The 22,625-nt window shown below is 71.7% G+C and carries 22 protein-coding genes; 13 read left to right on the top strand and 9 right to left on the bottom strand.

All coding sequences use genetic code 11. From position 1 onward, the window contains the following. The first annotated feature begins 274 nt into the window (after positions 1-274). Positions 275-595: a WXG100 family type VII secretion target gene (locus FF096_RS12030; RefSeq protein WP_309223188.1), complete on the top strand. Its 321-nt coding sequence runs from the start codon at positions 275-277 to the stop codon at positions 593-595. A gap of 26 nt (positions 596-621) precedes the next feature. Then, entirely contained in the window at positions 622-915 is a 294-nt protein-coding gene (locus tag FF096_RS12035) for a WXG100 family type VII secretion target (RefSeq protein ID WP_155217364.1), read from the top strand. 37 nt (positions 916-952) lie between these two features. Here FF096_RS12035 and mycP read toward each other — a convergent pair whose 3' ends face one another. Then, complete coding sequence (gene mycP / locus FF096_RS12040) at positions 953-2,197, bottom strand: type VII secretion-associated serine protease mycosin (protein WP_155217366.1); 1,245 nt, start codon at positions 2,195-2,197, stop codon at positions 953-955. 152 nt (positions 2,198-2,349) lie between these two features. Between mycP and FF096_RS12045 the strand changes: the two genes are divergently transcribed. Continuing rightward, complete coding sequence (locus tag FF096_RS12045; protein WP_309223142.1) at positions 2,350-5,214, top strand: SseB family protein; 2,865 nt, start codon at positions 2,350-2,352, stop codon at positions 5,212-5,214. Next, entirely contained in the window at positions 5,211-5,576 is a 366-nt protein-coding gene (locus tag FF096_RS12050; protein ID WP_309223143.1) for a hypothetical protein, read from the top strand. The genes FF096_RS12045 and FF096_RS12050 overlap by 4 nt, the downstream gene beginning before the upstream one ends. A gap of 15 nt (positions 5,577-5,591) precedes the next feature. On the opposite strand, the gene FF096_RS12055 is transcribed toward FF096_RS12050, so the two are convergent. From FF096_RS12055 to acs, 4 genes are all read right to left on the bottom strand, one after another. Then, positions 5,592-6,524 (bottom strand): alpha/beta fold hydrolase, encoded by a 933-nt coding sequence (locus tag FF096_RS12055; protein WP_155217370.1) that lies wholly within the window; start codon positions 6,522-6,524, stop codon positions 5,592-5,594. A gap of 83 nt (positions 6,525-6,607) precedes the next feature. After that, entirely contained in the window at positions 6,608-7,108 is a 501-nt protein-coding gene (locus FF096_RS27275) for a DUF5818 domain-containing protein (RefSeq protein ID WP_155217372.1), read from the bottom strand. A gap of 120 nt (positions 7,109-7,228) precedes the next feature. Continuing rightward, positions 7,229-9,634, bottom strand: coding sequence for an immune inhibitor A domain-containing protein (locus tag FF096_RS12065; RefSeq protein WP_309223189.1), 2,406 nt, complete (start codon positions 9,632-9,634; stop codon positions 7,229-7,231). Between the two features lie 266 nt (positions 9,635-9,900). Continuing rightward, positions 9,901-11,895: an acetate--CoA ligase gene (gene acs / locus FF096_RS12070; RefSeq protein ID WP_155217374.1), complete on the bottom strand. Its 1,995-nt coding sequence runs from the start codon at positions 11,893-11,895 to the stop codon at positions 9,901-9,903. A 255-nt stretch (positions 11,896-12,150) separates the two neighbouring features. On the opposite strand from acs, the gene FF096_RS12075 reads away from it, so the two are divergent. Further along, entirely contained in the window at positions 12,151-12,894 is a 744-nt protein-coding gene (locus tag FF096_RS12075; RefSeq protein ID WP_309223144.1) for an oxidoreductase, read from the top strand. A gap of 29 nt (positions 12,895-12,923) precedes the next feature. Here the strand turns inward: FF096_RS12075 and FF096_RS12080 are convergent, their stop codons facing one another. After that, complete coding sequence (locus tag FF096_RS12080; RefSeq protein ID WP_309223145.1) at positions 12,924-13,730, bottom strand: HAD-IB family hydrolase; 807 nt, start codon at positions 13,728-13,730, stop codon at positions 12,924-12,926. A 355-nt stretch (positions 13,731-14,085) separates the two neighbouring features. Between FF096_RS12080 and FF096_RS12085 the strand changes: the two genes are divergently transcribed. After that, positions 14,086-14,298 (top strand): hypothetical protein, encoded by a 213-nt coding sequence (locus FF096_RS12085; protein WP_230462523.1) that lies wholly within the window; start codon positions 14,086-14,088, stop codon positions 14,296-14,298. Between the two features lie 44 nt (positions 14,299-14,342). Here FF096_RS12085 and FF096_RS12090 read toward each other — a convergent pair whose 3' ends face one another. From FF096_RS12090 to FF096_RS12100, 3 genes are all read right to left on the bottom strand, one after another. Then, positions 14,343-15,284, bottom strand: coding sequence for a hypothetical protein (locus FF096_RS12090; protein ID WP_155217376.1), 942 nt, complete (start codon positions 15,282-15,284; stop codon positions 14,343-14,345). A 112-nt stretch (positions 15,285-15,396) separates the two neighbouring features. Next, a complete protein-coding gene (locus FF096_RS12095) occupies positions 15,397-15,888 on the bottom strand; it encodes a hypothetical protein (protein ID WP_155217378.1) in 492 nt (163 codons plus the stop codon). A gap of 4 nt (positions 15,889-15,892) precedes the next feature. Next, positions 15,893-16,777, bottom strand: coding sequence for a hypothetical protein (locus tag FF096_RS12100; RefSeq protein WP_155217380.1), 885 nt, complete (start codon positions 16,775-16,777; stop codon positions 15,893-15,895). Between the two features lie 263 nt (positions 16,778-17,040). Between FF096_RS12100 and ssd the strand changes: the two genes are divergently transcribed. The 7 genes from ssd to FF096_RS12135 all read left to right on the top strand — a co-directional run bounded on the left by ssd (position 17,041) and on the right by FF096_RS12135 (position 22,616). Then, entirely contained in the window at positions 17,041-18,144 is a 1,104-nt protein-coding gene (ssd, locus tag FF096_RS12105; RefSeq protein WP_155217382.1) for a septum site-determining protein Ssd, read from the top strand. Beyond that, complete coding sequence (locus FF096_RS12110) at positions 18,141-19,340, top strand: TadA family conjugal transfer-associated ATPase (RefSeq protein WP_309223146.1); 1,200 nt, start codon at positions 18,141-18,143, stop codon at positions 19,338-19,340. The genes ssd and FF096_RS12110 overlap by 4 nt, the downstream gene beginning before the upstream one ends. A 437-nt stretch (positions 19,341-19,777) precedes the next feature. Continuing rightward, complete coding sequence (locus tag FF096_RS26635) at positions 19,778-20,770, top strand: type II secretion system F family protein (protein WP_375335327.1); 993 nt, start codon at positions 19,778-19,780, stop codon at positions 20,768-20,770. Continuing rightward, the gene (locus FF096_RS12120) at positions 20,770-21,543 is read left to right on the top strand and encodes a type II secretion system F family protein (protein WP_155217384.1); all 774 of its coding nucleotides are present in this window, start codon (positions 20,770-20,772) and stop codon (positions 21,541-21,543) included. Before FF096_RS26635 ends, FF096_RS12120 begins: the two co-directional genes overlap by 1 nt. Positions 21,544-21,604: 61 nt before the next feature. Beyond that, a complete protein-coding gene (locus tag FF096_RS12125; protein WP_155217386.1) occupies positions 21,605-21,733 on the top strand; it encodes a DUF4244 domain-containing protein in 129 nt (42 codons plus the stop codon). Further along, complete coding sequence (locus tag FF096_RS12130; RefSeq protein WP_309223148.1) at positions 21,730-22,098, top strand: TadE family type IV pilus minor pilin; 369 nt, start codon at positions 21,730-21,732, stop codon at positions 22,096-22,098. Before FF096_RS12125 ends, FF096_RS12130 begins: the two co-directional genes overlap by 4 nt. A gap of 140 nt (positions 22,099-22,238) precedes the next feature. Then, a complete protein-coding gene (locus FF096_RS12135; protein ID WP_309223149.1) occupies positions 22,239-22,616 on the top strand; it encodes an Rv3654c family TadE-like protein in 378 nt (125 codons plus the stop codon). The last annotated feature ends 9 nt before the right edge of the window (positions 22,617-22,625 follow it).

The raw sequence follows: 22,625 nt of genomic DNA on the forward strand, positions 1-22,625 counted from the left end.
GCTCGGGCGGGGCGGAGCGCAAACCGTCGTCACCGCACCTCCCTGGAGACCGGTCACCCTTCGCGAATCGACAACCGCCCATCGTAATCGCCGACACGGGTTTACGTTGTCCACAGGGGAGTAGCAAGGGGTAGCAGAATTGCGATCGTGTCGCTACTGTCAGCGACGAGTTCTCGTTGGCCCATCCCGCGTCGTGCACGCCCTCCGGCGTCGTGGGTGGGGCGTTTTCCGCCGAAGGGCCAGCCACGATCGAGGAGACGAGGTGACGTCCCAGGTGTCCCAGACCCAGGCAGAGGCCGCGGTGATGCAGCAGACCGCGGCGAAGTTCGAGCAGACCGACCAGTCGTTGCAGTCGATGCTCAGTGGACTGCTGGTCCAGCTGGAGATCCTGCAACAGGCCTGGCGCGGGGCGGGCGGGCGGTCGTTCGAGCAGGTCAAGCGGAAGTGGGCGGAGGATCAGGCCGGGCTGCAACAGGCGCTACGGGAGACGGCGGGTGCGATCCGCACCGCCGGCACGCGGTACGACGCCTCGGACTCCGAGGCGGCTACCCGAGTCGCCGCCACCACGCGCGGCGGTATCCGACTGCCGCTCTAGCCCACGACCCAGGGAGACAGAGACCGATGGAGCACGGTGTGCTGGTCGTCAACTTCGCCGCGTTGCAACAGGCCAGCGCGGACATCCAGCGGGCGCTGAACACGCTCGACGCACAGCTCGGCCAGCTGGAACGAGATGCCGCGCCGCTGGTCGCCAGTTGGTCCGGTGCCGCCCAGCAGGCGTACGAGCAGCGGCAGACGCGGTGGCGCAACGCCTCGCAGGACCTCCAGGCGATGCTGCGCGACATCAAGCTCGCGGTGGACGAGTCCGCAGCCGACTATCTCGACACCGAGAAGCGGAACACCAACCTCTTCCAGTGACCTTTCCACGTCGAGCGCGGGGTGGCGCCGAACGGTGTCACCCCGCGTCGTGGTCCTGGCCGGCCGGGTGCCATCGTCGGCGCATCCCCCGAGGCACCACCGTCGCCGCCAGCACGACGGCGCCGGTCAGCGGCCCCACCACGCCGGCCAGCAGCAGCGCGCGGGCGAGGGCGTCGCCGCGACGATCCTGCTGCGCCAACAGCGCCGGATCGGGTCGGTGCTCGCTCAGCCCGCTGGGTGGCTGGGCGCGCCCCGGCGTCGATCCGGTCTCGGTCACCGCCCGGTAGGGGTTCAGCACTCCCGCGCCGTACCCGCCACCGGGTGCCGGATCAGCTGTCGCGACGAGCCGCCGAGTCACCTCGACCGCGCTGAGGTCGGGACGGTACTGGCGCAGCAGGGCGGCGGTGGCGGCGACGAAAGGCGCGGCGAAGCTCGTTCCGTCGATGCTGCGGTGTCCCTGCCCGGGGTTGGCGACCAGCACGTCGACACCGGGAGCGACGAGATCCACGTGGGCGCCGGTGTGCGAGAAATCGGCGCGCAGCCCGTCCGCGCCGATCGCGCCGACCCCGAGCACCCCGTCGTACGCGGCGGGATAGGGCAGCGGACCGCCGTCGCCGGTCAGGTTACCGGCGGCGGCCACCACGACCACGTCACGGTCGACCGCGTAGGCGACCGCCGTGCGGACGGCGGCATGGTCGGCGTAGAGCACGACGGAGAGGTTGACCACGGCCGCGCCACGGTCGACCGCCCAACGGACCGCCCGGCCGAGATCCTCCGGTGTCGCCGCGCGCCCCGTCCCCTGCCCGTCCACCACCTGCTGTTCGCTGACCCGGACCGGCAGGATCCGGGCCTGTGGCGCCAGCCCACGGAAGCTGGTCCCGTCGCGTGGCACGGCGGCGATGATGCTCGCCACCCCGGTGCCGTGCCCGACACAGTCGAGGCCGCCGTCACCGTCGGGGTCGAGCAGGTCGATGCCGGCGAGCACCCGCCCGGCCAGTTGGGGATGCCGACGGTCGACACCCGAGTCGACCACCGCCACGATCACCCCGGCGCCGGTGGCCAGCCGGGAGAGCCGCTGTGGTGCGTACCGTTGCTGGGGCCAGGGGATCGCGGAGACCGAGACCGGCCCGGCGGGCTGCGGCGGCGACGCGCAGCGCGGTGCGGCTCGGGCCGGTGCCACGCCGACCGCCACCATCGGGCCGACCAGCAGGATCGCGGCCAGACCGGCGAGCGGGCACGACCAGCGTCGCCCTGCGCGCCGGACCCAAAGTGGCCGGGACATCGACCGCCTCCGCATCGTGTCGACAGCGACACGCGATGTTATCGGCTGCTGGTGGGCCGGGCGGGCAGCCGCCGGGCTGGGATTGTGATCTTGTAATCACCTTGTAGGTTGTATCCGATACCTATGGCCTGTGCCCGGGAGGAGGGGTGGCCGTGACCGACTGGGAGCCGGCCACCGCGGCTGAGGCGGCGATGCGCGACGCGCTGCACGGCAATGACCAGCAGCTTTACTTCCGTATCCTGTCCGGCGTCGAGCTGTTGCTGCCGGTCTCCGCGCAGGCTGCCGCCGGGCGGACACCGGTGGGCTGGGGCACCTGGACGACCGGTGGCCGGACCCACGTGTTGGCGTTCACCTCCGCCGAGGCGATGCGCGCCTGCCTCGGCGAGCACGTCGGCCCGAGCCGGCGCACCGGCTACGCGGAACTGGCCGCCAGTTGGCCCAACCACGAGTGGTGGTTGGCGGTGAACCCGGGCCTGCCCATCGAGGGCTACCTGCCCGCCTGGTACGTGGCCCAGTTGTCCCGAGGTGACGTCCGGCTACCCGGGCGCACGGTGGGTGCCCGCGCCCGGCTGGAACGGGTGGAGGCACTGAACCGGGTCCGTGACGCCGCCGCGTCGCCACCGGACGCGGCGGCGAACGCCCAGCCGCGACCGCCGCGACCGGGCCGACCGACCCAGCTTCCCCCGGCCCCTCCGGTGGTGCCGGCGGCCTTCCACCTTCCCGAGGTGCCACCGCAGGCGTCGCGTACGATCACCGGCCCGCGACCGCAGCCCGCCGACCGGCCACCCGTACCGCCGCGCCCGAGCCAACCCGACGGCGGCGGAGTGGGCCGTGCCACGGCTGCCGGTCAGCAACGACCGGGTGGACTCGGTGGTGCGCGATCCGACGCACCGGGCCCGCTGGGCGGCCTGACATCACGCCGCCCGCCGCCCGGCCGCAACGAGGAACCCGCGTCCGCCGGGCCGGGCTGGCCCCCAGAGCAGCCCGGAGCCACCAACGGACATTCGACCGGTGCCGAGCAGACGGGTCCGCGATCCTTCTTCGAACCCGCGCACAACCGCCTGACGCAGCGTGGCGACCGCCTCACCGAGCGGGCCGCCCCACCGTCGCGGTTCCGAGGTGGTCAGCCGTTTCCCCGGCGTGGCCCGGCTGGCGAACCGCCGTCCGAGGGGCCGACCCGTGCCTTCGTCTTCAGCGAGAACGACCAGGCCAACACCGGTACGCGGACAGGTCCGAACGAGGAGGCCACCGCGCCGCTACCGGCCCCTGACGGGCCGGTACGACCGCTGCGGGTGAGCACTCCCGCAGGCTGGGCGGCACCTGGCGGCGGGGCTCCGACCGCCGGTGGTGGCGGTGATCCGACGCAGGCGTTGCCCCGCCGTCAGCCGGTGGAGGAGGAGCCGACCTCGGTGGCTGAACCGGTCTCCGGTCCGCCCGCGCCACGTCGCGGCTTCACCCCGATCGTGATAGAGGGCACGATCATCGAGGCCCGGGACCTCACCCTGACCAACGGCAGCGGTGGCCCGCCGACACCGGACGACGAAGGAGAGCGCCCGACCCAGGCGATGCCGTCGACTGCGACGGCAGCCGAGGACACCGAGGTGACGGCCCCGCTCGCCGCGCCCGCGCCGGAGGCGGCGACGGTACGCCTCCCGACCACCGAATCCGAGCCGACGGTTCCGGTTCCGACGGGGTCGGATGCTGAGCCGACGGTGCCGGTTCCGACGGGGTCGGATGCTGAGCCGACGGTGCCGGTTCCGACGGCTACCCCGGAGCTGTCCAGCCAGGTCCAGTCGGAGACCGACGCGGCTACGGTGCCGTTGACCGCCCCCCACCCGGCGGATACGCCCTCGCTGTTCACGCCGGTCTCCGCGCAGCCAGCCGCATCACCCGCGCCACCGCCCGGGTCGGCCGCATCACCCGCGCCGCCGCCCGCGTCGGCCGAGCCCCCGACCGCGTCGCCGGTGGGGGAAGCGGCGGCTGCCGGCTCCCCGGTAACCGAGCCCTCGTCCGGCAGCAGCACCACACCGGTCACCGCCGCGCCGCCCTTCGAACCCGCCAACGAGGTGGAGGAAGACCTGTACGGTGCCGCCAGCGCCGGCAGCACCGACACCTTCCTCTCCACGCTGCTGTTGGCCCGGGTCCTGATGCCGGTGGCCGCCGATTCCGCTCCTGGCAGCCGCCCCGGGGAACCCGGCTTCGTCTGGCCGACCGTGCAACTGGACGGGCAGACCTACGTGGTGGCCTACACCTCCCCGCAACGCCTCGCCGACCACACCGATCCGGCGGCCGAGACGGTCCAGGTCCGGTTCGTCCAGCTGATCCGTCGATGGCCCGACCTGTCGTGGTCGTTCGCGGTCAACCCCGGCACCCCGGTCGGTGCGAAGCTGCCCGGCGAGCAGATCGTCGGGCTGGCCAACTGGGCGGCCGAACTCGGTCTCGGTGACGATGTCGAGGGCGAACCCGAGCCGACCGTCACGACTCCCGCCCCGGCGAGCAGCCCCCGGCAGGCGGCACCGGCGGGCGACCTGGCCCGGCCGATCGTGATGCAGAAGGCGATCGCCCCGAGCCAACTCGGCTACTACCTGGAACGGGGCTACGACCGGGTCTCCGGATTCGTCCACCGGGCTAGCGAGCTGGCACACCTCACCACCCCGGCGGCCCTCTACCGGGCGCTCGGCCTCAACCACCCGGACTCGCCCTTCGCACCGGACGCCGAGCAGATCTACGTGCTCCGCTGGCCCGCGTACCGGCCGAGCCTGTACCGGATTCCGTACGGCGGGCAGAACGAGGCGGCCATGCGGGCGATGGAGGGTTGGGTCATCGAACGGCCCCCGTTCCGGGGCAACGGCTTCGCCCCCGGCGAGGGCAGCGACGTGCTCGCCGAGTTCAAAGTGGACAGCGTCCGGCTGCCGCACGGTGCCCAGCTGGTACGCATCGACGCCTCGGGCACCGAGCGGCTGATCGCCGTGCTCGACACCGACACGCTCTCCTGGCAACAGGTCGGTGAGCGGTGATGCGCGACGGCTACGTGGCCCGCTGGCGCGGGCGGGAGTACCAGGCCAGCCCGGACGGCAGCGAGGTCCGTCTCTACCAGGCGGAGGCCACCGAGGGTTTCACCGAGGTGCGGCCCGGCCGGTACGTCCGGGTCGTGCCGGCCAACGAGATCGAGGAGTTGGCGTACGTCCGGACGACCTGCACCTGGAAGGGACAGCCGTTCATCGTGCTGGCCGAGCATGACGGATGGCTGCGGGTCGAGTACACCGGCGGGCGGTGGCCGGTCGCGGAGGCGATGCGGCTGGAGGCCTTCGACTTCGGCGTCTACCAGGGTTGGGCACCCGTCGGCGAGGTCACCGAGGTGCGTGAGCAGCGGGTCTGAGCGCGGCCGTCCAGGTCAGGTCTTCGCCCACCGGAGGATCTCGCCGAGCACCAGTTCCGGGGTCTCCAGGTGTGGGAAGTGCCCGACCTCGTCGAGCAGCCGCCACTCGTACGCCGCGCTGACGTAACGCCCCGAGCCCTGGGCGGTACGCGGCAACGACGCCATGTCCCGCGCGCCGTGCAGTTGCAGGGTGGGTGTGGTCAGCGGGCGCTGCATCAGCTTGACGAAGCGGTAGCCGTGCAGCCGAAGGACCGACCGGAACGCCCACCGGTAACCCTCCAGCGCGCAGAAGGCGGCCTGCGGGATCCGCATGGCCTCCCGGTAGCGCCGTGCGTAGTCGGTGAAGTCCGGGCCGCTGACCCAGCGCGGGCCACCCCAGCGGCGCAGGATCTCCTCCACCGCGCGGCCGTTGTCGCGGGTGAGGAGGTGTTCGTATCGGGGCAGCTGGAATTTCAGCGCCGGTGTCGAGGCGGCGAACTGGCCTCGGGGGTCGGCGAAGATGGCGGCCCGTAGCCGCAGCGGGTGCGGGGCGGCGAGCACCACCAGGCGGCGTACCAGGTTGGGGTGGAACGACGCCGCGGTCCAGGCGATCATCCCGCCGGCACCGGTGCCGACCAGGGTGGCCGAACGCTCGCCCAGCGCCCGGATCAGCCCGGCGACGTCGGCGGCCAGGGTGTAGCCGTCGTACCCCCGGGGTGGCTTGTCGCTGGCCCCGTAGCCCCGCAGATCCATCGCGACGGCGCGGAAGCCGGCGTCGGCGACGGCCGGCAGCATCTGGTGCCAGGCCCACCAGTGCTCCGGGAAGCCGTGCAGGAAGAGCACCATCGGGCCGGTACCCGCCTCCACGACGTGGAAGCGGCTGCCGTTCGCACCCACGAACCGGTGCGTCCACGGCCCCTCGGTGAGTACGCAGGACTCGTCGACGGCATCGCCACGCTGCTCGGTCATGGACCACAGCCTAGGCCCTGTGTCGACGGCGTCGGTCGGGCCGAGACCTGGCTGTGCGGCGGGCGGAGGTCGGGTCCGGACGGTCAACCGACCGGGAGGATCTTGATGATGTCGACCGGGATGCCCGGGCCGTCGCAGTCCACCTCGGTCGTCGCCGCAGCGGTGGTCACCCGCACCCAGGTCCCGGTGGCGAAGGTGCCCTTGTCCCTGCCGTGCAGGGCGTACTCCCGGCCGTCGTCGGTGACCAGGGTGTAGCAGGGGCCGCTGCCGCCACGGCTGAGCCGGCCGGCGAGGACGTTCGCCTTGCGCAGCTCGGTCGGATGACTCGGTGGGGCCGTCGGGGTGCCGATCAGCGGTGGTTCGGTCGGCGACAGCGTCTGGCCGGTACGACCGGAAGGTGGCTGGCCGGCGGCGGTGTCGTCGGCAGGGGCGTCGCCGGGGCTCGCCGTCGGGGAGCCGCCGGGCGCGGTGGGGCTCTGGTCGGCGGTCACGGTGCCTCCCCGGTCCGACTCGGCGCACCCGGCCACCGCCAGCAGCAGGGCGAGACCGGCCGCTGACGCTCGGGTGCGGACGGTGGTGGACACGAGGGTACGACGTGAGCGGCGTCGTGCCGGTTCCCACCTGGCCGGGTCCGTCACGGTGCCGCACAGCGTGATGCCCCGGGCAGGTCACCTGCCCGGGGCATCGTTGCTGTCACTCAGCGATCAGGAGAACTTGACCTTGGTGTAGATGCCGTTCTGCGAGACCACCTTGATCTTGGTGCCGGTGGCCGGGAGCTTGACGCCGTGGTTCGGCAGCTCCGGGTACCAGTACTGCTTGGTGTCGTCGAACAGCGGCTGCGCGTCCTGGCCACGGATGTACTGCGGCTGGCTGTTCAGGTGCAGCGTGAACGAGTCCGCCTTCTTGAGGCTGAACGGCGCGTCGTAGACCTGGACGCGGGCCCGCCAGGGCTGCCCGGTCAGGTTGTAGATCGGCCGCGGGTGGGCATCGATGATCAGGTTCCGGCCCTCGCCCGGGTGCGCGAACGTGTCGTTGTCCGCCCACCGGGTGTTCCAGTACGAGATCAGCAGCCCCTCCTGGTACGCGTAGTGGTCCACGTAGTCAGGCTTGGTGTTCGTGTAGCCGAAGAAGTACGGGCCGGTCTTCAGGTACTTGTCGTACGAGATGTACTGCCGGGTGCCCGCGATGTAGTAGTTCGCGAAGCTCTTGGTGTACGTCTCCTCGACCACCTCGAACCCGCCGGCCAGCGTCCAGCCTGCCGCGCCGGACTCCGCACCGTCGGTGAAGACCGTCTCGCCATCGGCGGTCAGGGTGACCGCGTCACCGAAGAAGCCACCCTCGGAGACACCACCGTCGGTCTGGTAGCGCAACCGGAACGCGACGCTGTTGCCGACCAACTCGTCCAGCGGGATCTCGATGTCGACCCACTCGTCGTCGGAGCTGCCGTCCAGTGCGAACCGGCCGGGGGAGATCTCCTTCAGCGGCGTACCGTCGGCGGTGCCGGGCTGCGACGTCCAGCTCTGGCCGCCGTCGACCGAGGTCTCGAAGAAGAGGTAGTCGTAGTCTTCCTCGATGCTGTAGCGGCCCTTCATCGACAAGGTCGCCGACGACTTCCCGGTCAGGTCGAACGTCCGGGTCATCGTGCTGTTGAGGTCGTCCGCGTTGCCGGAGAAGAACTGCTTGTCACCCTCGAACGGCGCGCCGTTGTCGAAGGTGTACTCCCGCTCGGGCAGCACCACCACGGCGGCCTGGGCCTCCTTGGTGTTGTACTCCTGTGGGCCGAGGGTCAGCGTCCGCTTCTGCCCGGCCACGATCACCTCGTAGTCGAGCCAACCGAGCTGGAGCTTGTTCCAGGCGCCGAGGTCGCCACCGCGCTCGCCGATGCCGCCGTCGTTGCTGGCACCGAGGCGGCTCTGGGCCATCAGCGTCCAGTGCTCGTTGTTGTTGTCGCCACCGCTGAGGACGTTGTAGTCGTCCGGCAGGCCGAGGTCGTGAGCGTACTCGTGGTAGAAGACGCTGCGACCGCCGTTCTCCGGCTGGATGGTGTAGTCGCCGATCCACACGCCGGTGTTACCGATCTGGGTGCCGCCCGCCGGGAAGTTCGGCGGACCGGTGCGACCCTGGTCCGAGGCGTACGCGTACCAGCGGTGGCTCCAGATGGCGTCCTCGCCCTGGATCGGGTCACCGTCGGCCATGTCGCCACCGGCGTGCACGATCTGGAAGTGGTCGATGTAGCCGTCCGGCTCGTTGAAGTCGCCGTCACCGTCGTGGTCGTACCGGTCCCACTGGTCCATCGCCCGGACGTCAGCGGCGATCTCCTCGTCGGACCGCCCGGCCGCCTTCTGGTCGGCGACCCACTGGTTGGCCGCGTCGCGCACCAGCGCCCAGACGTTGCTGCAGACGATCCCGGCGCACGGGTAGCCGCTGGAGCGGCCGTAGCGGGCCTCGTTGTACTGGACCTTCACCCAGTCGGTGACCACGCCGTCGACGCTGTACCGACCAGAGGACTGGGCCTCGTAGTACTGCTTGACCGACTCGTCACCGGGGCCCGTGCCGAAGTAGAGCTTCCGGTAGTGCTCGGCGCTGTAGTCTGCCTGCCAGACGGTGGAGTTGTCCACCGACCGGTTCGGCTCGGGAATCTCGTTGTGCAGCGGCCCGTCGAACTTCGTCGGGCCGGGGACATCCGGGTCGGTGTCCTGGTCGGGGTAGTCCGGGTGCCGTTCGTTGCCGAACTCGGCGAGGATCACGAAGATCCGGTCGGTCTTCTCCCGGGACAACTCGACGTACTGCTTCTCGGTGGGGCCCCGGCCACCCTTGGTGGCCTTGGCGTTGCGACCGGCCTTGCCGCCACGGGTGGCCCGCTCGCCGACCTTGACGACCGTGCTGCCGTTGATCCGTTCGGCCTTGGCTCGGCCCGAGAGCACCTCGCTGAGGCCCTCCTGACGCAGGGCGCGACGCTTGGCCTCCAGCGGGTTCGGTAGGTCGTGTTCGGCGTGGGCGGGCTCCGCGATGGACGGCGCGGCCGCCGGCGTCTCCAGCTGCGGCGCGGCGGCGGCGGATGAGCCGACCGTCAGTCCTGTCGCCGTCAACGAGAGCCCGAGCAGACCCACTGCGACTTTCCGCACGTGGTACCTCCGGATTGAGGGAACCGGCCCGTCGGGGGTTGTGGGCCGGTGAAAAAGGCCCCCGTAAATGGGGCCAGTGGTGAACTTAGGCACTGGAGGGGCCGGTGGGAAGAGCCAGGCCGAATTTGTTGCAGATAGTTTTTGCCGGGCGCTCGGGCTGTCACATTCAGATCAGGTCGGGACGTACCCGCCCATGACGAAGGGTGGCGGCCCGATCTCGGACCGCCACCCTTCGAGTCGTACGCCTGCCGTCAGTCCTCGTCGGACTTCCCGCCGCTCATCCCGGCGGAGATCAGCTCCATCACGGACGAGTCCTGCAAGGTGGTCACGTCACCCAGCGAACGGTTCTCCGCCACGTCCCGCAGCAGCCGCCGCATGATCTTGCCGGAGCGGGTCTTCGGCAACTCCGGCACCAGCATGATCTGGCGCGGCTTGGCGATCGGGCCGAGCGTCTTCGCCACGTGGTTACGCAGCTCGGCGATCAGCTGCTCGCCCGCCTCACCGGAGATCTCGGTGCTGCCCCGTGGGATGGCGAACGCGACGATCGCCTGCCCGGTGGTCGGGTCGGTGGCACCGACCACCGCGGCCTCCGCCACCGACGGGTGCGACACCAGCGCCGACTCCACCTCGGTGGTGGAGATGTTGTGCCCCGACACCAGCATCACGTCGTCGACCCGGCCGAGCAGCCAGATGTGCCCGTCGTCGTCCTTCTTCGCACCGTCACCGGCGAAGTAGATCCACGGGTCGTCGGCGTTACCGCTCGCGCCCGCGCCGAACCGCGACCAGTACGTCTCGATGAACCGGTTGTCGTCGCCCCAGATGGTGCGCAACATCGACGGCCACGGCTCGCGCAGCACGAGGTAACCGCCCCCGCCGTTGGGCACCGACTGGCCCTGGTCGTCCACCACGTCCGCGACGACACCCGGCAGCGGAGTCATCGCCGAACCGGGCTTGGCGGCGGTCACGCCCGGCAACGGCGAGATCATCATGCTGCCGGTCTCGGTCTGCCACCAGGTGTCCACGATGGGCAGCTCACCGTGCCCCACGTGCTGCCGGTACCACATCCACGCCTCGGGGTTGATGGGCTCACCGACACTGCCGAGCAGCCGCAACGACGAGAGGTCGTACTCCGCCGGAATCTGCTCGCCCCACTTCATCATGGTGCGGATCAACGTCGGTGCCGTGTAGAGGATGGTCACCCCGTACCGGTCGACGATCTCCCAGAAACGGCCCTTGTGTGGAGTGTCCGGAGTGCCCTCGTACATCACCTGGGTCACGCCGTTGGAGAGCGGACCGTAAACGATGTAGGAATGGCCGGTCACCCAACCGATGTCCGCCGTGCACCAGTAGACGTCGGACTCCGGCTTGAGGTCGAAGACCGCGTGCGAGGTGTACGCCGCCTGGGTCAGGTAGCCGCCGGTGGTGTGCAGGATGCCCTTCGGGCGGGCGGTGGTGCCGCTGGTGTAGAGGATGAACAGCGGATGCTCGGCGTCGAACGGCTGGGCGGAATGCTCGGTTGACGCCTGCTCCACCGTCTCGTGCCACCAATGGTCCCGCTCGGACCAGCCCACCTCCCCACCGGTACGCCGAACCACCAGCACGTGCTCGACCGACGGGCAGTTCGCCACCGCCTCGTCGACGGTCGGCTTGAGCGCGGACGGCTTGCCCCGCCGGTAGCCGCCGTCGGCGGTGATCACGACCTTGGCCGAGGCGTCCTGGATCCGGTTGGTCAACGCGTCGGCGGAGAAGCCACCGAAGACCACGCTGTGCGTCGCGCCGATCCGGGCGCAGGCCAGCATCGCGACCGCGGCCTCCGGGATCATCGGCAGGTAGATCGCCACCCGGTCACCGGCGGTCACCCCGAGGTCGGTGAGCGCGTTCGCCGCCTGGCAGGTCATCCGGTGCAGGTCGGCGTAGGTGATGGTGCGGGTGTCACCGGGCTCGCCCTCCCAGTGGATCGCCACCTTGTCACCCTGGCCGGCCTCCACATGCCGGTCGAGACAGTTGTAGGCCACGTTCAACTGGCCACCGACGAACCACCGCGCGAACGGCGGCCGGGACCAGTCGAGCACCTGGTCCCACCGCTTCGCCCAGGCCAGCCGGTCGGCCTGGTGCTCCCAGAAGGCGAGCCGGTCGGACTCCGCCTCGGCGTACGCGTCAGCGGTGACGTTGGCGTCAGCGGCGAGCTCGGCTGGCGGCGGGAACTGACGCGTCTCGTTCAGCAGATTGGCCAATGCCTCACTCATGCCAACACTCCTCGTCGTTTGGGTGACCTGGGTCTCTTCCGGGCAGGTTAGTCGTGGCCCACGAGCGAGGCGACCGAACCCTCACCGACCCGTCGCCCAACGGCCCCTCCCACGCGCCGAGGCGCAAGGAAGGGCACCTTGTTAACGCCTCCGGTAGAGGAAGGGCCCCCTGCTAACACGTCGCTACGGGTGGCGGGCGTCGCGTTGCCGGTTACTCGTGCCCGAAGCCGCCGACCTGGTCGCTAGCGTGGCGGGGTGAACTCCGACCCGCTCGCGCCGCTGCTCGCGCTCACCGACGTCGCCGACGCCGTCGAGCAGGCCCGTACCCACTTCGACCACGCACTCGGCCACCGGGCGTTGCGCCGCCATGGCGGCCAGGTGGCGGCCGAGGTCAGTCTGCGCTCTGCGGTGGCCAGCGCCGCGTTGGAGGGCCACGACCATGAGCGGGAGGAGGTACGCGCCGGTACCGTCACCGAACCGGTGCTCCAGGGCGCGCTACGGGTCGCCGGAGCGCTACCCGGGCTCAGTGAACTCTGGTCCACGGCCCCCCGACAGGTCCTGGCGAAACTGCACGTGCTCGCCGCCCGTGAGGTGACCACCGAAGCGGAACTGGGCCGCCCGGTCGACGACCCGGTGGTCGCCGCCCGACTCGACGTACTGGTCAACCTGGTGACCGGTGGCACCCGGGTCAGCCCGCTGGTGCTGGCCGCCGTCGTACACGGTGAACTGCTCAACCTGCGCCCGTTCGCCGGCCCCTCCGGTGTGGTGGCCCGGGGCGCGGCCCGTCTCGTACTGCTCTCCACCGGCTTCGACCCGCGCGGCCTGCTCGCCGTCGACGTCGGCCACCGCGAGCGGGAGCCTGAGTACGTCGGCGCGGCCGGTGCCTTCGCCACCGGCACCCCTGACGGGTTGCGGTCGTGGCTGCGGCACTACATGTCCGCCGTGGAAGTGGGTGCCGACCAGCTCACCGCGATCGGAGACGAGACCCTGGCCGCCTGACAGGCCGCCTGGTCAGGCCGGGCGGTAGGTCAGGCCGGCGAGGCGCTGGCGCGGGTACGGCGATGCCGGCCGTACCACGCGATGCCGATCGCCACCCCGACACCGACACCGAGCGCCGCCGCGGCGACCGGAACGGCGGGCCGCTCACGCAGCCGCCTACCCAGCGGGACCGGATGCCGGAACTCAAGCACCGGCCAGCCGTTCTCCACCGCCAGCCGACGCAGCTGCCGGTCCGGGTTGACCACGCTCGGATGACCCACGCACTCCAGCAACGGGCGATCGCTGTACGAGTCGGAGTAGGCGTACGAGTCGGCCAGGTCGTACCCCCGGACGGCGGCGAGTTCGCTGACCGCCTCGACCTTGCTGGGCCCAGCGGCGTAGAACTCGACCTCACCGCTGTACCGACCGTCGACCACGCCCATCCGGGTGGCGATCACGTCGGTGACTCCGAGCAGCGCACCGATGGGGCGCACCATCTCCTCGCCCGAGGCGGAGACCAGCACCACGTCCCGACCGGCAGCCTGATGCTCCTCGATCAGCGCGGCGGCCTCCGCGTACACGTAAGGATTGATGAGTTCGTGCAGTGTCTCCGCGACGATCTGACGGACCTGCTCCACCCGCCACCCCTTGCAGAGGGTGGCGAGATAATCGCGGGTCCGGGCCATGGTCTGCTCGTCGGTGCCGCCCAGCCGGAACATCAACTGCGCGTACGCCGACTTGACCACATCACGCCGGGTGATCAGGCCGTCCCGGTAGAACGGCCTGCCGAACGCCAAGGCGCTCGACTTGGCGATGACGGTCTTGTCCAGATCGAAAAAAGCGGCACTTCGGCCCACGGCGCGAAAGTCTAGCCCGATGGTCTATGGTCGGCGGGTGCCCGGGGCCTGAAGAGCACTCGGACCTGCGGGCCGACCTCCGCCCGCCTGCGAACAGTGACCGCAGTCACACGCTGCGAACAGGATTTCGCAGGGAGTGGAGGCTACACCACTCGACGTACACAGGTCTGCTCAGGCAGACTTGTTCACTAGCACGAGCACTCAAACTGGCAGACCCTCAGCGGTTGCACCCCCCGTGACCGCTGAGTGGGTTCGGCTCGACCCCCCCGGAGCCGAACCTTCGACGACCCCCGTCTCCCCCCGACGGGGGTCGTCCCTTTCCCCTCCCGACGTCAGCCGGAGGACATCGCGGACCTTGAGCAGGCTGTCGGTCGGCGGCCTGATTCGGCCCGTGCAGATCAACTACCGGCTCCCGCGTCGGGCGGATCTGGCGGCGTTGGCTGTCGCTCTCCTGAGGGACGGCGGTGTGGCGGTAGACGACTTCTGCTCCCACGTGTGGACGGCTGCCGAGATCGGGGCTGACGCCGTGATCAGTGGTGGTCGGTTCGGCGAGGGCCCGGTCCGCTGACTGCTGGCTTTTCTGGTACCTCGGCACGACAGATCGTCGGTGGTTCAGCGTGGGTGGTAGACGACGGCGCGGCTCACGCCGAAGACCGGGCGGATCGAGGCGACGATGCGGCCGTGGTCATCGAGGTCGACGACCTCGCCCTCCGTGCTGATTCCGGCGAGGCTGAGGTCGTGCAGGACGCCGTGTCGCCACAGCGCGGGTCGCTCGCTTCCGTCGGTGGCCTGGGAACTGGCCAGGATCGCGCCACGGTTGTTGATCGCTCTGAGTCGGGTGAAGCTGCCGCCGAGGGTGCCGAGGTCCAGGGCGCGGCCGTGCCGCCAGAGGATGCCGCGTTCGTCCTGGTCCGCCGAAAACTGCCAGCCGATCGCCCAGCCACGGTCGTTCAGGGCGTACGTGTTGCTGCGGTTGAAAGGGCCGGCACCGAGGTCGGTGATCCGGCCACGGTGCCACAGTGCGGCGTGGAAACCATCTGGCAGGGCCATGCCGCCGGAGACCTGGCCGTGCTCGTTGATGTCGGACACGTCGGCGAGGGGCAAGGGTCGGGCCCGGCCGCGCGTCCACAGGGTGGGGCCCGCGTCGGTGTGGCCGACGACCTGGCCCCGGTTGTTGATCGCTACCGGCCGCGCGGACGGGTCACCCAGCGGGCGCAGGACGCCGCGATGCCAGATGTACGCGCCGGAGCCGTCGTCGCGGCTGCCGACGATCTGGCCACGGTCGTTGATGTCGACTGGGCTGAAGTCGCCGAGATCGATCATCCGACCGTGCCGCCAGAGGAATCCACGGTAACTGCCGTCGGCGCCCTGGGCGCGGCCCACCACGTCGCCACGGTCGTTCATGGCGGTGGCGTAGCTGCTGTCGCCGCCGAGCGTGCCGAGGTCCACCACGCGGTAGTGGGCCGGGGCAGCAGGGGTGGCGGTGGTGGGTGCGAGTGCGGGTGCCGCCGTCATGGCGGCTGCGAGGAGAGCGGTGACGAGGATGGACGGCATGTCGGCTTCCTCCGCAGCGTCGCCCGGCGGAACGTGCGCTCAGCGTAGGCGTGTCCTGCGGCCCCGGCAGGGCGCTGTCACGTAGCGGACAGCCCGGTCATCCGACTGTGCATCAGAGGTCGCCGTGGCGGATCGCGAACCGTTGAGCCGGATCAGCGTGGCAGACCGGTCGGGTCGGGGTGGAGGTCAGCACGAATTCGTACGTGCCGTCGTCGGCTCCCTCGGCTTGAGCGTGCCCTCGGACTTCGGTCTCGTACCAGTCGGGTGGCACTGCAACGCGGTGGTGTGCCGGATGGTCCGGTTGCCAGTGACGGAGGTACCCGACGCCGCAGAGCAGCAGCGAACCAGTCGCCGACCCGAGGATCCAGCCCGGCGACGAGAACGCGGCGGCGGACCTCGGGCAAGGATCTGCGGCGTGCCGCACCAGTACGGTGTAGCTCTCCGCGCCCAAGCTGTCACCGGCCTCGGTGGTGCTGAACAGGTCCAGCAGGTCACGACCCGTGCTGTCCGTGCCCAAATGTTGGTCGAGACGCACGGGGCCGAGCAGGGCGAAGCCATGAGCTTCGGGAAAGCAGCCGGTGAGTCGGACGGCTGGAAAGACCATGGCCCTACCTGATCACGGCTCGGCCGGGCGTACGCGTCGGCTCGAAGCAGGCCAGGGCGCGGCCCCGGCGGTCGGTCACCACCCATGGGTGACCGACGTACGTGTGCTGCCGGTACGACTGGCGTGGTGGCAGCACGGCGTACTGCCTCCGCTGTCCACGATGGTCGAGCCAGTACACGGTCACCGGTCGCGATCGCTGGTTGACGAACTCGATGCTCGTCTCGCTGCCACCGTCGGTCGACCGCAGTCCGCGTTCCCGCGACGCCGGTAGCGGTGTCAGGTGCTGCGGCTCGGGTGGCCGGGTGGTCGGTGGTGGGGCCGCCGGTCGGCTCGGTGGGGGGACCGGGCGGGTGCTTGGGGTGGTTGGCCTGGGCGGAGAGCTGGTCCGGGTGGCCGACGGTGGTGGTGTCGCCCGGCGACTCAGGTGTGGCCGGGAGGAGGTGACGCCCTCGACGGATGACGAGGCTGCCGGGGAGGGGGACGACGCGGCGGCGGTGGCGACGCCCCCAAGGTCGCCCTCACGGCTGTCCGGTGCCGGAGGAACCCAGCCCGACGGCACGTCCGGTGCGGCGGCCGGCGGCGGTCCGGCGGCGGGCCAGAGCACGGTGAGGATGAGACCGAGTACGGCGGTGGCGAGGCCGGCCAGTAGCAGCCGGTGCGACATCCGGCCCGGCGCGCGGTGCGCGGGTTCGAACGGCGCGACCGGCTCCCGTACCGGTGGGGGTGGTGTGGTCGACGCGTCGCCTCCGGGGGTGGGTGCCGGTGGCAGCGCCCGCAGAACCGGCGGCGCCGCCAACTGCTTGGCGCGGGTGCGCGGGTCGAACAGCCAGGGGCCGACCCGCAGCCTCGGTTCGACACGGCCATCTTCGTGATCTGGCGACTGGTTCATGACCTCGATCCGGCGAGGAACACCGTTCGGCGACGGCACAGGACGTCGATTATGCGTGGTGCACGTCACGTCTCGCTACGGGTGGTGTGAGTTGAGATCAGATGCCTTGCGCGGCCTGTCCACATAACAGATCAACGACCGTTGTGGGCGTTGTCCACAGAGCACTTCGTTGTCCACAGGTTGGCCGTCCGGGGCGGCCTTCGGGGTGGCAGCGGCGGCAGGGTTCGACCCAGTGAACCCGCGCCGACCGCTTGGAGGCCGCGATGCCACCCCGTACGACCCTCCCACCGGACCGACGTCCACCGCTGGTCGTCACCTCGGACGCTGACCTGCTCGACGACCTTCTCCGGCTCGCTGCCGCAGGAGGAGTCGAGGTGGAGGTGGCCGCCGATCCGGCCGCCGCCCGCACCCGTTGGCGACCGGCGCCGCTGGTCGTCGTCGGCAGCGACCAGGCGCAGTCCTGCCTGCGGGCGCGGCTGCCCCGGCGTGCCCGACTGGTCCTGGTGGGGCGGGCCGACGACGTCGAGTCCGGATGGCAGGTGGCCGACCTGCTCGGCGCCGAACACGTCGCCGTGCTGCCGGCGGCCGAGCCGTGGCTGGTGGACCGGTTCGCTGACTGCGGAGGCGAGGGTACGGCCACGGCCCAAGCCCGCATGGTCGCGTTCGTCGGTGGCCGGGGTGGAGCCGGCGCCAGCATCCTCGCCGGTGGTCTCGCCGTCACCGCCGCACGGGCCCGGCTGCGCACCCTCCTGCTCGACGCCGACCCGCTCGGCGGTGGTCTGGATCTGGTGCTCGGCTGGGAGCAGATGGAAGGGCTGCGCTGGCCCGCGTTGACCGGGGCCGACGGGCGGGTCGACGCACCTGCCCTGGTGCGGGCGTTGCCCAGCCGGGGTGATCTGGTGGTGCTCTCCTGGGATCGGGGTGACCTGATCGCCGTGCCCGCCGAAGCGGTGGCCGCCACCGTGGACGCCGCCCGGAGGAGCCGGGACTTCGTGGTGGTGGACCTGCCCCGACACCTCGACGACGCTGCGGTGACCGCGCTTCAGGCGGCTGACCGGGCGTTCGTGGTGGTGCCCGCCGAGTTGCGGGCGACCGCCGCCGCGGCCCGGGTGGTGGCGGCGGCGGCACCGCACTGTCACGACCTGTCCGTCATCGTCCGAGGTCCGGCACCGGGGCGACTTCGCGCCGTCGAGGTGGCCAAGGCGCTCGGCTTGCCCCTGGCCGCGTCCCTGCGGCCGGAGCCCGGGTTGTGCCGGGGGCTGGAGCGGGGCGAGGCACCGGCGGCGGGTGGGCGCGGGCCGCTGGCCGAGCTGTGTCAGCGCATCGTCACCGACCTCACCGGCCAGCCTGCGGCGGGCGCGGCGTGACCGGGGAGAATCTCGCGGCCCGGGTGCGGCAGCGGATCGCCGCCACCACGACACCGGTCACTCCGGCCGCGATCGTCTCCGCGGTACGCGCCGAACCCGACGCCGCCGTCCTGGGTGACAACGCCCTGCTGCGGATCGCCGATCGGGTACGCGACGACCTGGTCGGCGCTGGCCCGCTCGCCGCGTTGCTGGCCGACCCCGAGGTGACGGACGTGCTGGTCAACGGGGCGCGGGTTTGGGTCGACCGTGGGCAGGGGCTGCATCAGGTCCCGGTGCCGGTGGGCACCCCGGACGACGTACGTCGACTCGCGCAGCGACTGGCGGCCGGGGCAGGTCGTCGGCTGGACGACGGCTCTCCGTGCGTCGACGCGCGGTTGGCCGACGGGACACGGCTGCACGCCGTGTTGCCGCCGGTGGCGACCGAAGGGCCCTACCTGTCGCTGCGCACTTTCCGGCAGCGGCCGTTCAGCCTCGACGAACTGGTGGCCCAGGGCGCGGTGGCTCGGCCGGTCGCGCCGGTGCTCGCCGCTGTGGTGGCCGCCCGGCTCGCCTATCTGGTGATCGGCGGCACCGGTTCCGGCAAGACGACCCTGCTGAACACGTTGCTCGGGCTGGTGCCGGGCACCGAGCGGATCGTGCTGGTCGAGGACGCCGCCGAGCTGCGACCGGTGCATCCGCACGTGGTGAGCCTTCAGACGCGTACGGCCAATGTGGAGGGCTCGGGTGCCGTCGGCCTGAGCGAGCTGGTCCGGCAGGCGCTGCGGATGCGGCCGGACCGGCTGGTGGTCGGTGAGTGTCGAGGCGCGGAGGTGGTCGATCTGCTGGCTGCCCTCAACACCGGCCACGAGGGTGGGGCGGGGACGCTGCACGCCAACACTCCGTCGGACGTACCGGCCCGCCTGGAGGCGCTCGGTCTGCTCGGCGGGCTGCCACGCTCGGCTTTGCACGCCCAGGTAGCGGCGGCCCTACAGGTGGTGTTCCAGATCCGCCGCACACCGCAGGGCCGCGTCCTGGAGTCGATCTGCCTGCTCCTGCCGGAGGGCCCCGACCGGCTGGTGGTCGCCGTGCCCGCCTGGGTTCGTGGTCGGGGGATCGGCCTGGCGGCCCGAGCGCTCGGCACGCTGATCCACAACCGCGACGTGCCGGTGCCGCCGATCCTGTGCGAGCCCTGGCCCGCGTCGGCGGTGTCGTCATGAGTGGCGGGTGGTGGCTGGCGGTCGCGGTGTTGCCGCTGCTGGTGGCGATCCGGAAATTCCGCACGAGTGGCCGTCGTGTTCCGACGTGGTCTCCGGGCGGCCGGAAAGCGGCTGACGATCCGCTGGTCGCGTGGGTCACCACGCTCCGCGAGGCGGGCGGTCAGCGTGAGGGGGAGGAGCCGCCACCTGGCCTGAGGCCGCCCGGTTGGGAACCGACAGGTGTCGGGTGGCCGGCGGTGACCGGGGCGTCCGGGCTCGGTGACGCGCAGTCGGCGCGGCCGGTTGATCCGACGGTTGTCCGGCGGGTCGGGTCGAGTGCCCTCGGGTGGCGGAGCGATCCGGTAGACCCGCTGGTCCGGGTCGCCGGTCCGACCTGCGCGGTGCGACGTCCGGCCGGGACTCGCCCGCCGGTGTCGGCACCCGGGTCACCGCCTCCGATGGTCGTGGCCCGCCCGTGCAGGCGACCGGCCGTCCCGGTCGCGTTGCCCTCGTCCGGGCCGCCGACATCACCGCCCGGGTCTCGTCCGCCGGGCCGGGGAGGGAGTCGACGACCGGCCCGGCCCGGCGGCACACCCGCTGGTGCCGCTTCGCGAACGGCCGCTGCCGTCGCAGGGTCGACGGCCGCGCCAATTGGTGTGCCGACACCGTTCGAGGAGCAGAGCGCCACGACCGGCATCGAGCGCCGGGATCAGGTCGACGGTCACGTACCCGGGCCAGGCGGGCAGGTAGCGCGGTTGGCGAAACCACGGCGCATCCTGCTGTTGACCGGTCTGCTCGGCGCGGGGGCCGGTGGGCTGCTCGGTGGTCCGGTGGCGGCAGCGGCTATGGCCGGATACGGAGTCCTGGGGGCGCGGGCGGTGCTCCGCCGGGCGACCGTGGGTCGGGCCGCTCAGGACCGCAGGGAACGCTTGGACCAGCTCTGTGCCCTGGCCGGGGAGCTACGGGTCGGTCTACCCGTACCGGCCGCCGCGCAGGTGCTGACCAGCCCGTCTCCCGCCGGTCTGAGTGAGGACGCAACCACCGTCGACGGTCAGCTCACCGGCGCTGAACACGCGCTGCCGAGAGAGGCCGCACCCGGGCGATCCGAGGATCGCCTCGGGCGACTGGCCGGGGCCGCGGTACGGCTGGCCGAGCGTACGGGGGCACCGCTGGCCGACCTGGTGGAGCGGATCGAAGCGGACGCCCGGTCGACGGATCGGGGGCTGGCTGCGGCGGCGGCCCAGGCATCCGGGGCTCGGGCCACCGCCTGGTTGTTGGCTGCCCTGCCGCTGGGCGGGATCGGCCTCGGCTACGGGATCGGGGTGGACCCGCTCCAGGTACTGCTGCACACGCCGGTCGGTGGTGGGTGCGCGATCGCTGCCGTGGGCCTTCAGGTGATCGGGCTGCTCTGGTCGGAGCGTCTCGCGACCATTCCGGGCGGGGACAGCTGATGCGCGGGACACCGCTAATCGCTTCTGGTCTGGCCGCCCTTGCTCTGCTCGCCGCGTTCGTGGTCAGCCGGTACCAGCCTCGGCGTCGGCTGCGTCGGCTGTCCGGCAGGGTGTCGCCGGTCGTCCAGTCCGGCGGGCGAGTTGGCGGTGTCCCGGGACAGCTGTCGGCGTACCGGTGGCGGCCCGATCTGGTTCGGCTGGCCGCCGGGCTGTCCGGGCTGGCGGTGGCGGTGCTTGTCGGCGGCTGGGCCGGTCCGGTGGCGGCGTTGCCCACGGTGGTGCTGCTCGACCGGCTGCTCCGGCGGATCGAGCCACCGGCCGTCCGTCGTCATCGGCTGCGTGCCGCAGCCGACCTGCCACTCGCCGCCGACCTGCTGGCGGCGACCCTGCGGGCCGGGGCACCGGTGGAACGTTCGGTGCTCGCGGTGGCCGACGCGCTCGGCGGTCCGCTGGGCGGACAACTCGCCCGGGTCGGCCGGACGCTGCAACTCGGCGGTGGCCCCCAGGAGGCATGGGCGCACCTGGCGACGGTTCCGGGAGCCCATCGGGTGGCGACCGCCGCGATCCGCTCGGCGAGCAGTGGTGCCGCGCTGGCGGGAGCACTCACCCGGCTCGCCGACGACCTGAGAGCGGATCGGGCCGTCCACCTTGAGGAGGCCGCTCGCCGTTCGGGGGTGCTGATCGTGCTGCCGCTGGGGCTCTGCTTCCTGCCCGCCTTCATTCTCGCCGGTTTGGTGCCGGTGATCGTCGCCGTTCTCGGCGACGTGTTGTGACCCATCGAGAAAGGACGAACACGTGCGCAGAATCCTCGCCCGCCTTCGCGGGGACGCTGGGATGAACACTGCGGAGTACGCGGTCGGGACGCTCGCCGCGGTTGCTTTCGGCGGTGTCCTGCTCAAGGTGCTGACCTCCGACAGTGTGCAGTCCGCGTTGACTGCCGTCATCGACCGGGCGCTGAAGTGACCGGGCGCCGGCGGGCCGACCGCGACCGGGGGTCGTTCACCGCCGAGATGGCGGCCGGCCTGCCGGCGCTGGTGCTGCTCCTGCTCACCGGGCTGACCACGATCAACGCGGTGAGCACCAAGGCGGCGTGCCTGGATGCGGCCCGGGAGGCAGCGCTCGCCGCCTCCCGGGGGCAGCCGGGCGTCGCCGCTGGCGGTCGACACGCCCCGCCGGGTGCGGAGGTCGTGGTGGTCAACGACGGTGAGCACGTCCGGGCGACGGTCCGCGCCTCCGTTCGCGCCCTCGGTGCCGACCTGCCCGCGATCAGCGTCGTGGCCACGGCCGTAGCGGCGGTCGAACCGGGTGTGCCGGAGCCGCAACCGTGAGCGCCGTCGCCGCTCGCTGCGCTGCCCCCGGATCCGGCCCGCTCACCCGACGACCCGGTCGAGCCGGTCGCTCTGGTCGACCCGGCCGACCCGGTCGATCCGGTTGGTCCGGTCGAGCCGGTGGGTCGGCGGGGCGGTGGGTGCCCGGGGGCGGTGACCGGGGAGGAGCGACGATCTGTCTGCTCGGCGTGGGGTTGTTGTTCGTCGTGGCCGGGCTGTTCGGGGCAGGGGTCGGTACGGCTCGGCTGGCACGGCAGCAGGCCCGGGTCGCCGCTGATCTCGGTGCCCTGGCCGGGGCGGCGAGGGCCCTCCAGGGCGAGCCGGAGACGTGCACCCGGGCTGGGGAACTGGTCGTCGCGAACGGTGCCCGGCTGGTGCGGTGCCGGCTCGACGGGCTGGACGTGCTGGTCACCACGGAGGTCGTCGTGGAGCCCTTACCAGGGATGACCCGGACCGCCCGGGCCACCAGTAGGGCCGGTCCGCTGCGCGGGACCGCATACCAGTCCGACAGCGGCTGACCGCCGGAC

Origin of the sequence: Micromonospora sp. CP22, from assembly GCF_009712475.1 — a bacterium.
Taxonomy (GTDB): domain Bacteria; phylum Actinomycetota; class Actinomycetes; order Mycobacteriales; family Micromonosporaceae; genus Micromonospora.

Coding starts and splice junctions, on each gene's coding strand:
- FF096_RS12035 (WP_155217364.1), top strand. CDS start 622: ATGGAGCACGGTGTGCTGGTCGTCAACTTCGCCGCGTTGCAACAGGCC.
- mycP (WP_155217366.1), bottom strand. CDS start 2,197: ATGTCCCGGCCACTTTGGGTCCGGCGCGCAGGGCGACGCTGGTCGTGC.
- FF096_RS12055 (WP_155217370.1), bottom strand. CDS start 6,524: ATGACCGAGCAGCGTGGCGATGCCGTCGACGAGTCCTGCGTACTCACC.
- acs (WP_155217374.1), bottom strand. CDS start 11,895: ATGAGTGAGGCATTGGCCAATCTGCTGAACGAGACGCGTCAGTTCCCG.
- FF096_RS12090 (WP_155217376.1), bottom strand. CDS start 15,284: ATGCCGTCCATCCTCGTCACCGCTCTCCTCGCAGCCGCCATGACGGCG.
- FF096_RS12095 (WP_155217378.1), bottom strand. CDS start 15,888: ATGGTCTTTCCAGCCGTCCGACTCACCGGCTGCTTTCCCGAAGCTCAT.
- FF096_RS12100 (WP_155217380.1), bottom strand. CDS start 16,777: ATGAACCAGTCGCCAGATCACGAAGATGGCCGTGTCGAACCGAGGCTG.
- ssd (WP_155217382.1), top strand. CDS start 17,041: ATGCCACCCCGTACGACCCTCCCACCGGACCGACGTCCACCGCTGGTC.
- FF096_RS26635 (WP_375335327.1), top strand. CDS start 19,778: ATGGTCGTGGCCCGCCCGTGCAGGCGACCGGCCGTCCCGGTCGCGTTG.
- FF096_RS12120 (WP_155217384.1), top strand. CDS start 20,770: ATGCGCGGGACACCGCTAATCGCTTCTGGTCTGGCCGCCCTTGCTCTG.
- FF096_RS12125 (WP_155217386.1), top strand. CDS start 21,605: ATGAACACTGCGGAGTACGCGGTCGGGACGCTCGCCGCGGTTGCTTTC.